This window comes from Kitasatospora sp. NPDC088783 (genome assembly GCF_044750705.1).
GTDB lineage: Bacteria > Actinomycetota > Actinomycetes > Streptomycetales > Streptomycetaceae > Kitasatospora > Kitasatospora fiedleri.
The window spans coordinates 884,518-898,861 of sequence record NZ_JBIVKJ010000001.1; the positions used below are offsets into that span (position 1 = coordinate 884,518).

Here is a 14,344-nt window from a genome sequence, read left to right on the forward strand (position 1 = left end):
CGACTCCGCAGGGCCAGCAGACCCCGCAGGCCCAGCAGACCCCGAAGACTCCGCAGACTCCGAAGAGGCAGACCCGCAGATGAGTGAGCTCCGGCTTGCCACCCTGACGCTGCCGACCGCGCCGGTCGGCCCCGTCAACCCCCTCCCCCCGCTGTTCACCGGCGTGGACGCGCACCAGGTCGAGGACGCCGACGAGGCCGACGAGGAGATGCGCCGCAACATCGGCTACGGCCGGGTGCCCTCCGTCCTGCCCTACCTGGTGCAGGACGGCTACACCCGGGAGCGGGCGCCCGCCGACCACCCGGTGGCGGTGCTGGAGAACGACACCCTGCGCGCGGTCTTCCTGCTCGCCGCGGGCGGCCGGCTCCAGTCGCTGGTCCACAAGCCGACCGGCCGCGAACTGCTGTTCCGCAACCCGGTGTTCCAGCCCGCCAACCTCGCCCTGCGCGGCGCCTGGCTGGCCGGCGGCGTCGAGTGGAACATCGGCACCATCGGCCACACCCCCACCACCTGCGAGCCGCTGCACGCCGCCCGCCTCACCCGCCCGGACGGCACCCCGGTGCTGCGGATGTGGGAGTACGAGCGCATCCGCGGCGTGGTCTTCCAGATCGACGCCTGCCTCCCGGACGACTCCCCGGTGCTGCTGGTGCACGTCCGGATCACCAACCCGCGCGAGCACACCGTCCCGATGTACTGGTGGTCCAACATCGCCGTCCCCGAGGCCCCCGACGTCCGGGTGCTGGCCCCGGCCGACGCCGCCTGGCAGTTCTCCTACGACCGCCGGGTCCGCCGGGTCGCCCTCCCCGCCCCCGACGGCACCGACCTCAGCCGCACCACCCTCGCCCGGGACGCCGCCGACTACTTCTTCGACCTCCCGGCCGGCCGGCGGCGCTGGGTCACCGCCCTGGACGGGAGCGGCCGGGGCCTGGTCCAGGCCTCCACCGAACGGCTCCGCGGCCGCAAGCTCTTCCTCTGGGGCCGGGGCGAGGGCGGCCGGCACTGGCAGGAGTGGCTCGCCGAACCCGGCCTGGCCTACCTGGAGATCCAGGCCGGCCTCGCCCGCACCCAGCTCGAACACCTCCCGATGCCGGCCGGCGCCCGCTGGGCCTGGACCGAGGCCTACGGACTGCTGGAGGCGGACCCCGCCGCCGTCCACGGCGAGGACTGGACGGCGGCCCGCGACGCGGCCGAGCACGCTCTGGACGTCCTCCTCCCGCAGCACCTCCTGGACGCCGAACTCGAAGCCGCCGCCGACTGGGCCGACCGCGCACCCGAGGAGATCCTGCAGACCGGCTCCGGCTGGGGCGCCCTGGAGCAGCACCGCCGCGCCCGGGTCGGCCAGGACCCGCTGCCCACCCCCGGCACGCCCTTCCCCGACCGCACCCTCGGCCCCGAGCAGCAGCCCTGGCTCGAACTCCTCACCCACGGCACACTCACCCCCGGCGACCCGGACCGCCCGCCGGTCTCCTACCAGACCGACCCGGCCTGGACGCCGCCGCTGGCCGCCGTCGACAACTGGCTCGCCCACCTCCACCTCGGCACCCTGCACGCCCGCGCCGGCGACCACGACGCCGCCCGCGCGGCCTGGCGGCGCTCGCTCGAACACCGTCCCACCGCCTGGGCCTGGCGCAGCCTCGCCGCCCTCGCCGCGCACACCGACCGGCTCGACGACGCCGTCCACGCCTACCGCCGGGCGCTCGACCTCGCCCCCGCCCTGCTGCCGCTCGTCCTGGAGAGCGCCGCCGTCCTGCTCCGCGCCGGACACCCCGGAGAGGTGCTGGACCGCCTCGACGCGCTGGCCCCGGCCGACCGCGCCGCGGGCCGGGTCCGCTGGACGGAGGCCCGGGCCGCGCTGGACAGCGGCGACCCGGAGCGCTGCGGACGGCTGCTGCGCGAGGGCATCGAACTCGCCGACCTCCGCGAGGGCGAGGGCTCCCTGCACGAGCTCTGGTTCGCCCACCGGCGCGCCGCCGCCCCGGCCGGTGGCGGTGCGGAGCTCCCGCGGGCCTACGACTTCCGGATGCTGGCCGCGGAGGGCGCCGGCTGACGCGACCGGCTGATTCAACCGGCGGGTGCTCCCGGCGTCAAGACTTCACGCTGGAACTGACGCAACCTCACAATCCGGACCCGGAAACGGCGTTGTGCGTTCAAGAGGCGAAGGCGAGAACCCTTGACGTGTCTGGTTCAGACCTTTAGGTTCCCGGCTCAGAGAAGCGGGGCGCGGCGCGCCCCTCGGCGCTCCCACCGCCGGGCCCCGCCCCCCACGCCGAGGAGCACCCGTGTTCGTTCGCGAACCGTCCTTGAAACGACTCGCACCCGCCGTCCTCGCCCTGCTCGCCCTGCTGTTCGGCCTGGCCGCCCCGGGCACCCGCGCCGCCGCGGCCGTCCCCGACTTCAAGGTGATCGCCTTCTACAGCGGCACCTGGGACGCGGCCCACATCGACTTCGACAAGGAAGCCAACGACTGGTTCCCGAAGACGGCCGCGGCCAACAACTTCAGCTACACCGCCACCACCGACTGGGACCTGCTCGCCAACGGCGGCGTCGACGCCTACGACGTGGTCCTGTTCCTCGACGACGCCCCGCAGAGCGCCGCCCAGCGGGCCGGCTTCGAGCGCTACATGCGGGGCGGCGGCGCCTGGCTCGGCTTCCACGTCTCCGCGTTCACCACCGACGCGGCGAGCTGGAACTGGTACTACAACCAGTTCCTCGGCAGCGGCAACTTCCGCTCCAACACCTGGGGACCCACCACCGCCGTGCTGCGCACCGAGAACGGCACCCACCCCGCCGCGGCCTCGCTCCCGGCGACCTGGACCTCCTCGGTCAGCGAGTGGTACAGCTGGTCGAACAACCTGCGGGCCAACGCCGCGATCAAGGTGCTCGCCTCGGTGGACCCGTCGAGCTTCCCGCTCGGCACCGACCCCAACCAGTCCTGGTACGGCGGTGACTACCCCGTGCTGTGGACCAACACCCAGTACCGGATGCTCTACGCCAACTTCGGCCACAACGCGATGAACTACAGCACCAACACCCGGACGTCCTCGACCTTCGCCTCCGCCACCCAGAACCGGATGCTGGTCGACGCCCTCAAGTGGCTGGGCGGGGCACCCGCCCCCGCCGACCCCTGGTACACCCTGACCTCCCAGGCCAACGGCCGGTGCGCGGACGCCCGCGCCGCCGCGACCGCCAACGGCACCGCCGTCCAGCAGTACGCCTGCAACGGCACCGCCGCCCAGCAGTTCCGGCTCACCCCCACCGACGGCGGCTACGTCCGCCTCGCCGCCCGCAACAACCCCGACCAGGTCGTCGACGTCACCGACCGGTCGACCGCCGACGGCGCCCCGCTCCAGCTCTGGGCCTACGCCGGCGGCACCAACCAGCAGTGGCGCGCCGTCGCCGAACCCGCCGGCACCCAGCACTTCGTGGCCCGCCACAGCGGCAAGTGCCTCGCGGTCGCCACCACCGCGGCGACCGACTCCGTCCAACTCGTCCAGCGCACCTGCGACAACGGCGCCGCGCAGAGCTTCCGCCTCACCGCGCAGCCCTAGCCGCCCCGGCCCGCCCGGCCGTCCGGAGGCCCGCCGTACCGGTCCGCTGCCCGTGCGGCGGGCCGCTCCCGGCCGGACAGGGCCTAGCGCGCGGCGCGCAGTTCCTCCAGCAGCATGCCCTGGTCGGCGAGCAGTTCGGTCAGGATGCGCCGGGCCGTCCGGAGCAGCTCGGCGACGTCCGCGCCGGCCAGGGCGTACACCACCGTCGAGCCCTCGCGGGTCGCGGTGACCAGGCCGGAGCGGCGCAGGATGGCGAGCTGCTGGGAGAGGCTGGACGGTTCTATGTCCAGCTCGGGCAGCAGGTCGCGCACCGGCGTCGGGCCGGCCTGGAGCAGTTCGAGGACCCGGATTCGCACCGGGTGGCCGAGCATCCGGAAGAACTCGGCCTTGGCCTGGTACAGCGGTACGGGCATGCTTCCTCCCCTCTCCGGCGGCACGCAAGCCGCCGTCCCGCGCTCAGACCTCCAGCGTCGACTCGATCCGCTTCAGCTGGTGCCGGGCCATGGCGAGGTTAGACCGGCTGCGGTTCAGCGCGAGGTACAGGAACAGGCCGCGCCCGCTGGACGTGGTGAGCGGCCGGATCAGGTGGTACTGGTTGGTCAGGGTGACCAGGATGTCCTCGATGCCGTCGTCGTGGAGGTTGAGCATTTCCATCGCCCGCATCTTGGCACGGACGAGGTCCGTGTTGGCGGCCGCGGCGACGTTCAGGTCGATGTCCCCGCCGTCCCCCAGGGTGCCGAGCGCCATGCCGCTGCCGTAGTCCACCAGGGCCACCCCGATGGCACCTTCAATGGTCATGGCTTCCTTGAGCGAGGTTTCGAGATTCGCCATCGCCTGTCCTCCTGTCGTGGCCGGGTCGGTCGGCACGACTGTAGGAACGGGATCGCACCGCGGCCGACTGTTGACCGGAATCTTTCGTTTCTGGTCAGACCGTGATCGATGGGCGTCGATTCACTGACCACATGAAGACATTTGCAACTACGGATGTGAGCAGTTCACGCGTACGTGATTCCGGCACCCCTTCCCGGGGAACCGGCCCGGAACGTGGCGGGGCCCGGGAGCGGTATCCGGCTCCCGGGCCCCTGTGTGCCACCCAATTGTTGCGCACCGGCACGTTTAAGGACGGTGATCATGCTCAAAGCGCTTGCTTTACCGTTGAAGCTACCGCGCCATGGAGAGGCGCAGGGGGGAGTCGAACCCCCATCCGACGCTATTGGCCCCGTCCGGTCGATCCGGCGCTCGGCGGCGAATGCTGAGACTTGAGCGAGAGTCTGAGTTTCAAGGGGTGCCTCTACCATTTGGGCCACCCCGGCACGTGGTGCCGGGGGAGGGACTCGAACCCCCACCGTTCCCCGGGTTCAGCTTCAACCTCAGTGTCAGCTTGCGCTCTTCGCGCCACCCCCGGTCTCACCCGGGGGCGATCATGGGGCTACCCGAACAGGTAGCCGAAGACGGCGTCGCCGACCCGCCGGTCGGTGACCTCCGCCCCGTTCGCCTCCTCGCGGGCGAACTGCACCGCCTGCTGGAGCTTCTCCACCCGCTCCAGCAGCTCGTTCACCCGCCGGGCCGGCAGCGCGCCGGAGAACTTCACCGTCGTCCAGTACCCGACCGGCACGTCCTCGTAGTAGACCTCGACCTGCGCCGGGTGCTTCTCCGTCGCCTCCGCCTTGACGTGGTTGCGCGGCACCTTCCTGGTGCGGATCGTCCGCACCGCCTCGGTCTTCCACGCGTCCGTCGAGGGGTCGAGCGACCACGCCTCCGCGGCGTCCAGCACCGGGAGCTTGCGGACGAACGTCCGCAGGTCGGTGAGCTGCTTCTCCAGGAAGAGCAGGTACGTCACGGGCGCGCCCGCCACCAGCGTCCGCCCGTCCACCACCACGTCGGCCCGGGCCTCGGTGTTCGCCCAGTCCTTGGTGGCCGTCACGTCGAACAGCCGGGTCAGCGTCGCCGCCGTCGCCCGCAGCACGTCCTCCGCCTTCACCTGCACCCGGGTCGACTCGGGGGGCAGCTGCTCGCCCTCCTCGTCCTTGGGCTGGTACGTCCGGGACAGGCCGGCCAGCAGCGCGGGCTTCTGCAAGTCCTGGTGGGACTGCGTCAGCTCCTGGAACGACTTCGACTTGACGCCTTTTTCCACGGCGATGATCTGGTTCAACTTGGCCACACGAGGACGGTAGCGGCACACCCGTTCGACGGTCACCCGGTTTTCCGCGCCCCGCCCGACCGGCGGCGACAGCCGCCCTGACATGGGCACGCAGCCGGAGAAGTGCCGGAAAAGTCTGATGTTGATGTCACTCCGGACGGGTAATCTCAGGCTGAGATGCTCGATCACCACACCCCAAGCACCCGCTGCGCCCCGTCGCCCGCCCGGGCCACGGCCCCGCAGCCGCAGGCGTCGCCGTCTGCGTTCTCGTCCAGCCACACCCACGGGAAGAAAAGGTGACGCCAGTGCCCGGCAGCCCCATGCCCGAAGAGCAGCTCGACCCCGCGGCCGAGGAGCGGCTCAGCCCCGCCGAGCGGTACGCCGCCTCCCGCGAGCGCGCCAAGGAGCAGGCCACCGCCCTCTACGGCTTCCAGCAGCTGTACGACTTCCCGCTCGACGACTTCCAGCTCCGCGCCTGCCGGACGCTGGAGGGCGGCCAGGGCGTCCTGGTCGCCGCGCCGACCGGCTCCGGCAAGACCATCGTCGGCGAGTTCGCCGTCCACCTGGCGCTGGCCGGCGGCCGCAAGTGCTTCTACACCACGCCGATCAAGGCGCTGTCGAACCAGAAGTACGGAGACCTGGTCAAGCGCTACGGCCAGGCCAAGGTCGGCCTGCTCACCGGCGACAACTCCGTCAACGGGGACGCGCCGGTCGTCGTGATGACCACCGAGGTCCTGCGGAACATGCTGTACGCGGGCTCCAGCGCCCTCGACGGCCTCGGCTACGTGGTGATGGACGAGGTGCACTACCTCGCCGACCGGTTCCGCGGCGCGGTCTGGGAGGAGGTCATCATCCACCTCCCCGAGTCGGTGACCCTGGTGTCGCTCTCCGCGACCGTCTCCAACGCCGAGGAGTTCGGCGACTGGCTGGACACCGTGCGCGGCGGCACCGAGGTGATCGTCTCCGAGCACCGCCCCGTCCCGCTCTGGCAGCACGTGATGGCCGGCAACCGGATGTACGACCTGTTCGCCAGCCCCGACCGGGACGGCCGCCCCAAGGGCAGCCTGAAGAACCCCGCCAAGGCGGTCAACCCCGAGCTGGTGCGGCTGGCCCGCTCCGAGGCCGACCGCGGCCGGGACAGGTTCGCCCGCGGCCGCGGCCGCTCGATGCCCGCCGGCCGCCCCGGCCGGGTCTGGACGCCGAGCCGGGTCGACGTGATCGACCGGCTGGACGCCGAGGGCCTGCTCCCCGCGATCACCTTCATCTTCAGCCGGGCCGGCTGCGAGGCCGCCGTCCAGCAGTGCCTCAACTCCGGGCTGCGCCTGAACCGGGACGCCGACCGCGCCAAGGTCCGCCAGTTCGTCCAGGAGCGCTGCCGCGACATCCCCGACGAGGACCTGCACGTCCTCGGCTACTACGAGTGGCTGGACGGCCTGGAGCGCGGCATCGCCGCCCACCACGCCGGCATGCTGCCCCGGTTCAAGGAGGTCGTCGAGGAGCTGTTCGTCCAGGGCCTGGTCAAGGCGGTCTTCGCCACCGAGACGCTCGCCCTCGGCATCAACATGCCCGCCCGCTCGGTGGTGATGGAGAAGCTGGTCAAGTGGAACGGCGAGACCCACGCCGACATCACCCCCGGCGAGTACACCCAGCTCACCGGCCGGGCCGGCCGCCGCGGCATCGACATCGAGGGCCACGCCGTCGTCCTGTGGCAGCGCGGCCTCGACCCGGAGGCGCTGGCCGGCCTGGCCGGCACCCGCACCTACCCGCTCAAGTCCTCCTTCCGCCCCTCGTACAACATGGCCGTCAACCTGGTCGGCCAGTTCGGGCGGCACCGCTCCCGCGAGCTGCTGGAGACCTCCTTCGCGCAGTTCCAGGCCGACCGCTCGGTGGTCGGCATCGCCCGGCAGGTGCAGCGCAACGAGGAGGGGCTGGACGGCTACCGCGAGTCGATGACCTGCCACCTCGGCGACTTCGACGAGTACATGCGGCTGCGCCGCGAACTCAAGGACCGCGAGAACGAACTCGCCCGCGAGGGCTCCTCGCAGCGCCGGGCCGCCGCCGTCGAGGCCGTCGAGCAGCTCAAGCCCGGCGACATCATCCACGTCCCGACCGGCAAGTTCGCCGGCCTCGCCCTCGTCCTCGACCCCGGCCTGCCCCCGGTCAGCCGCAACGGGCACGGCCGCGGCGGCCCCCGCCACCCCGACTTCCAGGACGGGCCGCGCCCGGTCGTGCTCACCGCCGAACGCCAGGTCAAGCGCCTCGCGATGATCGACTTCCCGCACCCCGTCGCCGCGATGGACCGGATGCGCATCCCCAAGTCCTTCAACCCGCGCAGCCCGCAGTCCCGCCGCGACCTCGCCTCCGCCCTGCGCACCAAGGCCGGCCACCTCGAACCCGAGCGCTTCCGCAAGGGCCGCGCCGCCGCCGCCGACGACCCCGAGATCAGCCGGCTCCGCGCCGCCCTGCGCCAGCACCCCTGCCACGGCTGCGACGAACGCGAGGACCACGCCCGCTGGGCCGAGCGCTACCACCGCCTGCACCGCGACACCGAACTCCTCGAACGCCGGATGCGCTCGCGCACCCACACCATCGCCCGCACCTTCGATCGGGTCTGCGGCCTGCTCACCGACCTCGGCTACCTCCGCGGCGACACCGTCACCGACGACGGCAAGCGCCTGGCCCGGCTCTACGGCGAACTCGACCTGCTCGCCTCCGAGTGCATCCGCGAGGGCGTCTGGGACGGCCTGGCCGCCGCCGAACTCGCCGCCTGCGCCTCCGCCCTGGTCTACGAGGCCCGCCAGTCCGACGACGCGCTCGCCCCGCGCGTCCCCGAGGGCGGCGCCAAGGAGGCCCTCGGCCGGATGGTCCGCATCTGGGGCCGGCTCGACGCCCTCGAGGAACAGCACAAGATCTCCACCGCCGAAGGCGTCGGCCAGCGCGAACCCGATGTCGGCTTCGCCTGGACCGCCTACCGCTGGGCCCTCGGCCACGACCTCGACGCCGTCCTGCGCGACGCCGACATGCCCGCCGGCGACTTCGTCCGCTGGACCAAGCAACTCATCGACGTCCTCGGCCAGATCCAGGACGCGGCGGGCGAGAACGCGGAACTCCGCAAGACCGCCCGCAAGGCGGTCGACGGCATGCGGCGCGGCATCATCGCGTACTCCTCCGTCGGCTGACCGGCCCCCGGCGACGGGCCCGACCGCTTCGCGCGCTCGGGCCCGTTCGCGTCCGTCACCGGCGGGTGCGGGCGCCCTCCCGGATCGTCACGTGCTCAGCGGTGCGTCGGTGTTCGTCCGGATCGAGGACCCGGCTGCCCTCCGGAAGCTTCCGCAGGTGCGGACGCCGCGGCCACTCCCTCTCCGGCCCCACGGCCGCTGGCCGGGGCCGGGCCGGTGGAGTCGCGGATGATGAGTTCGGTGGCGAGTTCGACGTGCAGGGCCTCCAGGGCGGTGCCTTCGATGAGGCGGAGGAGGAGGCTGACGGCGAGGCCGCCGAGCTCTTCGAGGGGTTGGCGGACGGTGGTGAGGGTGGGGATGGAGGTGCGGCTGAGGTAGTCGTCGTCGAAGCCGGCGATGGAGAGGTCCTCGGGGACGCGCAGGCCGCGTTCGTGGGCGGCGCGGAGGGCGCCGATGGCGGCCTTGTCGTTGAAGGCGACCAGGGCGGTGGGGGGCCGGGGGAGGTCGAGGAGGCGGGCGGCGGCGGTGTGGCCCCAGTCGCTGGTGGGTTCGATGCTGGTGACGAGTTCCGGGGGGATCAGGACGCCTGCCTCGGCGAGGGCGGCGGTGTGGCCGGCGAAGCGGGAGGTGGAGGCGAGCCAGTCGACGGGGCCGTTGATGAAGCCGATCCGCCGGTGGCCGAGCGCGACCAGGTGGGCGGTGAGGTTGCGGGCGCCGGTGAAGTGGGACGCGGAGACGGCGGCGATGTCCCGGGGGACGGGCGTGCGCGGGTCGATGACCACGAACGGGACGTCCTGGCGGCGCAGTCGCTCCAGTTCGGCGCTCTCCTCGACCGGGAGGATCAGCAGCGCCCCGGCGAGGTCGCGGCGGCGCGGCAGCCCGGCGAGCGCCCCGTTGCGCTGGGCGGAGCCGCCCGCGCTGAGGATCAGTTCCCGCCCGTGCCGGTCGAGCGCCTCGGCCACGGCGGTGACGATGGTGCCGAAGTAGTCGGTGAGCAGGTAGGGGCAGCGGACGAAGACCGCGCCCGGCGGGGTGGCGGCCCGTCGGGCGGCGGCCGCCGCGCTCGCGGTCGCGCTCGCGGACTCGGGCGTGCCGAGCTGTTGCATCGCGTCCCGGACGGCGGCCCTGGTCGGCTCGGAGACGGCGGCCTGACCGGTGAGGACGCGGGAGACCGTCGCGGGGGAGACCCCGGCGGCGGCCGCGATGTCCCGCACCGTGACCCGGGTGGATTTCGGTCTACCCATGTGTTTCATCGTTTCGTTTCATGGAAGCGATCTTACATCTCCCAACTCTCAAGGCGTGCAGGAATCTTGACACGCGGAAACCCGGTGCCGTTTCCTGAACGCACCACCCGGATTGCAGAAATGTTTCATTTCGTTTCATGAAGGAAGCGGAAGGACCACCGATGTACCGACGCGTGCTCGGCACCGCCACGGCCGCCGCCCTGGCGCTCGGCCTGCTGGGAGCCGCCCCCGCGCCCTCGCACCGGCCCGGCGGGGTCGAGGTCTGGGTCACCACCCCGGACGGCGCCGAACTGCTGCACCAGCGGCCGTCGGTGGCGTTCCACCCGGGCGCCTCCACCCGCACCACCATCATCGTCGACCCCGGGCGGACCTTCCAGCGGATGGACGGCTTCGGCGCCTCGATCACCGACTCCTCCGCCGCCGTCCTGAGCTCCCTGCCCCCGGCCGACCGGGACGCCGCGCTGCGTCAACTCTTCGACCCCGCGCGGGGGATCGGCATCAGCATGGTCCGCCAGCCGATCGGCTCCTCCGACTTCACGGCCGCCGCCGCGCACTACACCTACGACGACGTCCCGGCCGGGCAGAGCGACTTCGCGCTGAGCCGCTTCTCGATCGCCCACGACGAGCAGCGCATCCTCCCCCTGCTGCGCCAGGCCCGGCGGCTCAACCCGGAGTTGAAGGTGGTCGCCACGCCGTGGAGCCCGCCCGCCTGGATGAAGACCGGCGACTCGCTGGTCGGGGGCCGGCTCAAGGACGACCCGGCGGTCTACGACGCGTACGCCCGCTACCTGGTGAAGTTCGTCCAGGCGTACGCCGCGGCCGGCGTCCCGGTGGACTACCTGACGGTGCAGAACGAGCCGCAGAACCGCAGGCCCGACGCGTACCCGGGCACCGACCTGACCGCCGAGCAGGAGGAGAAGGTGATCGAGGCGCTCGGCCCGCTGCTGCGGAGGGCCAGCCCGCGCACCCGCATCCTCGGCTACGACCACAACTGGACCACCCACCCGGACGACGTCGCCGGCACCCCGCCCGGCGAGGACCCGGAGACCGACTACCCGTACCGGCTGCTGGACAGCGACGCCGCCGGGTGGCTGGCCGGGACGGCCTACCACTGCTACGCGGGCGACCCGTCCGCGCAGAGCGCGCTGCACGACGCGCACCCCGACAAGGGCATCTGGTTCACCGAGTGCTCCGGCTCGCACGGCCCGGACGACACCGCAGCCCAGACCTTCCGGTCCACCCTCACCTGGCACGCCCGCAACCTGACCGTCGGCGCGACCCGCAACTGGGCCCGCTCCGTGCTCAACTGGAACATCGCGCTGGACGAGCACGACGGCCCGCACAACGGCGGCTGCGCCACCTGCACCGCCCTGCTGACCGTGCACGACGACCGCACCGTCAGCACCGGCGCCGAGTACTACACCGTCGGCCACCTGTCGAAGTTCGTCCGCCCCGGTGCCGTCCGGATCGCCAGCACCAGCTTCGGCACGCCGGGTTGGAACGGCCAGCTGGCCGACGTCGCGTTCACCGACCCGGACGGGTCGACCGTGCTGGTGGTGCACAACGAGAACGACGCGCCACGCGACTTCGCCGTCGCGGTCGGCGGCCGGAGCTTCGAGTACACGCTGCCCGGCGGCGCGCTCGCCACCTTCCGCTGGCCCAAGTCCGGTGCGCCGCAGCCCGATCGGCGCGAAGTCCCGCTCACCCGGGCCACCGCCGCCGCCCGGCCCGCCGACGCCGACGCGCACCTGGCGATCGACGCCGACGCCGCCACCCGGTGGTCCAGCGGCGCGGCCCAGACCCCCGGCCAGTACCTGCGGATCGACCTCGGACGGCGCACCGCCTTCGACCGGATCGCCCTCGACAGCGGCGACAACCTCGGCGACTACGCGCGCAGTTGGCGGATCGAGGCGAGCGACGACGGCACCCGCTGGCACCCCCTCGCCACCGGCGCCGGCACCGGCCAGCTGACCACCGTCGACCTGCCGCCCGGCACCCGCGCCCGGTACCTGCGGATCACCAACACCGGTACCGCGCCCGCCTGGTGGAGCCTCGCGGACGTCCGCCTCTACCGCTGAACCACCCCGCCGCCCCGCCTCCGCGCCCCTACCGCACCGCCGCGCCACTCCGCCACCCCGTCACCCCGCGCCCGCAACTCCCCACCCCCACAAGGAGCCGCCCCATGCACGGACCGCACCGCTCCGTCCGCACCGCCGTGGCCCTCGCCCTGGCCGCCGCCGGCCTGGCCACCGTCGGCGGGACGTCCGCCCAGGCCGCCGACACCACCGCCCAGGTCTGGATCACCACCGCCGACGGCGGCAGCCGCCTGGCCCAGGCCGCCTCCGTCGCGTTCTCCGCCACCAGCCCGCAGGCGCAGGACATCGCGGTCAACGCGGCCGATGTGCAGCAGCCGCTGGTCGGCTTCGGCGCCGCGTTCACCGAGTCCTCCGCCCACCTGGTGGCCGGGCTGTCCGCCCCCACCCGGGCCGCCCTGATGAACGACCTCTTCTCCACCGCGGGCGGCGGCATCGGCCTCAACTACCTGCGCCAGCCGCTCGGCGCCTCCGACTTCGTCTCGCACCTGCCGTTCTACTCGTACGAGGACACCCGGGGCTCGTTCTCCATCGCCCGCGACCAGCAGGAGATCCTGCCCGCGATCAACCAGGCCCGCGCGGTCAACCCGAACATCCGGATCATGGGCACCCCGTGGTCGCCGCCCGCCTGGATGAAGACCTCGAACTCCCTCAACGGCGGCAGTCTGAAGCCGGAGAACTACGGCGACTTCGCCGACTACCTGGTCAAGGCGATCCAGGCGTACGGCGCGGCCGGCGCCCCGATCAGCGACCTGACCGTCGCCAACGAGCCCAAGTTCCAGACCACTTACCCCTCCACCGGAATGACGGCCGCCCAACAGGCGGACTTCGTCAAGGTGTTGGACACCAAGCTGACCGCCGCCGGGCTGTCCACCGAGCTCTACGCCTACGACCACAACTGGGACGACACCTCCTTCCCGCTGAGCGTGCTCTCCCAGGACGCCTCGGTGGCCCGGCTCAAGGGCGCGGCGTTCCACTGCTACGGCGGCCAGCCCGAGGCCGAGCAGCAGGTGGCGAACACCGGGAAGGCGGTGTTCTTCACCGAGTGCACCGGCACCGACTCCGCCACCCCCGCGCAGACCTTCGGCAACACCCTGAAGTGGCAGACCGAGAACCTGATCATCCGCAACCTGCGCAGCGGCGGCCGCACCGCCGTGCTGTGGAACGTCGCCCTGGACGCCAACGGCGGTCCGCAGTACGGCAACTGCTCCACCACCTGCAACGGCGTGCTGGAGGTCTCGGGCGGCGGCTACGGCAAGAACGCCGAGTACTACGTGCTCGGCCACGTCTCCAAGTTCGTCAAGCCGGGCGCCCGCCGGATCGGTTCCACCAGCCAGGGCAGCGGCGGCCTCCAGGACGTCGCCTTCCTGAACCCGGACGGCTCGCGCGGCGCGGTGGTGCTCAACGCCACCGGCGGCTCGCAGCACTTCTCGATCAGCGACAGCGGCCGCTCCCTGGTCTACGACCTCCCGGCCGGCGCGGTCGCCACCTTCACCTGGCCCGGCGCCCCCACCGGCGGCGGCACCACCCCGCCGAGCGGGCCGGTCAACACCGCGGCCTGGTACACCCTGGCCAACGCCAACTCCGGCAAGTGCGTGGACGCCACCGGCTGGGGCACCGCCAACGGCACCGCCGTCCAGCAGTGGGCCTGCGGCAACGGCGCCAACCAGCAGTGGCAGTTCACCCCCACCGACAGCGGCTACTACCGCGTCACCAACCGCAACGCCGCGGCCGGCGCCCAGGTCCTGGACGTCACCGGGGCCGCCACCGCCGACGGGGCCAAGATCCAGACCTGGCAGTGGTCCTCCGGCGCGAACCAGCAGTTCAAGCCGGTCCAGCAGTCCGACGGCAGTTGGACGCTGGTCAACCGCAACAGCGGCAAGTGCCTGGACGTCACCGACGTCTCCACCGCCGACGGCGCCCGACTCCAGCAGTGGGCCTGCACCGGCGGCTCCGCCCAGTCCTTCCGCCTCACCGCGGTCGGCTGACCCCGGGCCCACGCCCGGGCCCCCGCTTGGACCCCCGCTTGGGCCCACGCCCGGGCCGTCGCCCCCCTGAGCCGGGGTGGCCGGTTGGTGGACCGACCGCCCCAGGAGTGCCCGTCGCGCGCGTGCCTGAGCGCCCGCGGCGGGCACTCCGT

Annotated in this window: 9 protein-coding genes; 5 read left to right on the plus strand and 4 right to left on the minus strand. The window is 72.7% G+C overall.

Going from position 1 to position 14,344, the window contains the following annotated elements:
• Positions 1-79: 79 nt before the first annotated feature.
• Both ACIP60_RS03900 and ACIP60_RS03905 read left to right on the plus strand, forming a co-directional pair.
• Positions 80-2,047, plus strand: coding sequence for a DUF5107 domain-containing protein (locus tag ACIP60_RS03900; protein WP_400679680.1), 1,968 nt, complete (start codon positions 80-82; stop codon positions 2,045-2,047).
• 232 nt (positions 2,048-2,279) lie between these two features.
• Positions 2,280-3,548, plus strand: coding sequence for a ThuA domain-containing protein (locus ACIP60_RS03905; RefSeq protein ID WP_400679682.1), 1,269 nt, complete (start codon positions 2,280-2,282; stop codon positions 3,546-3,548).
• Between the two features lie 83 nt (positions 3,549-3,631).
• Here the strand turns inward: ACIP60_RS03905 and ACIP60_RS03910 are convergent, their stop codons facing one another.
• From ACIP60_RS03910 to ACIP60_RS03920, 3 genes are all read right to left on the minus strand, one after another.
• Positions 3,632-3,961, minus strand: coding sequence for a helix-turn-helix transcriptional regulator (locus tag ACIP60_RS03910; protein WP_100839265.1), 330 nt, complete (start codon positions 3,959-3,961; stop codon positions 3,632-3,634).
• Positions 3,962-4,004: 43 nt separating this feature from the next.
• Positions 4,005-4,379 (minus strand): hypothetical protein, encoded by a 375-nt coding sequence (locus tag ACIP60_RS03915; RefSeq protein WP_100839264.1) that lies wholly within the window; start codon positions 4,377-4,379, stop codon positions 4,005-4,007.
• A gap of 598 nt (positions 4,380-4,977) precedes the next feature.
• Entirely contained in the window at positions 4,978-5,709 is a 732-nt protein-coding gene (locus ACIP60_RS03920) for a hypothetical protein (protein WP_100839263.1), read from the minus strand.
• 299 nt (positions 5,710-6,008) lie between these two features.
• Between ACIP60_RS03920 and ACIP60_RS03925 the strand changes: the two genes are divergently transcribed.
• Positions 6,009-8,867, plus strand: a complete 2,859-nt coding sequence (locus ACIP60_RS03925; RefSeq protein WP_400679935.1) for a DEAD/DEAH box helicase — start codon at positions 6,009-6,011, stop codon at positions 8,865-8,867.
• Positions 8,868-8,962: 95 nt separating this feature from the next.
• On the opposite strand, the gene ACIP60_RS03930 is transcribed toward ACIP60_RS03925, so the two are convergent.
• On the minus strand, positions 8,963-10,111 hold the full coding sequence (locus tag ACIP60_RS03930; RefSeq protein ID WP_400679686.1) for a LacI family DNA-binding transcriptional regulator: 1,149 nt from the start codon (positions 10,109-10,111) through the stop codon (positions 8,963-8,965).
• A gap of 161 nt (positions 10,112-10,272) precedes the next feature.
• Here ACIP60_RS03930 and ACIP60_RS03935 point away from each other — a divergent pair, with 161 nt between their 5' ends.
• Positions 10,273-12,189 (plus strand): discoidin domain-containing protein, encoded by a 1,917-nt coding sequence (locus ACIP60_RS03935; RefSeq protein WP_400679688.1) that lies wholly within the window; start codon positions 10,273-10,275, stop codon positions 12,187-12,189.
• Between the two features lie 104 nt (positions 12,190-12,293).
• On the plus strand, positions 12,294-14,192 hold the full coding sequence (locus ACIP60_RS03940) for an RICIN domain-containing protein (RefSeq protein WP_400679690.1): 1,899 nt from the start codon (positions 12,294-12,296) through the stop codon (positions 14,190-14,192).
• Positions 14,193-14,344 lie beyond the last annotated feature (152 nt).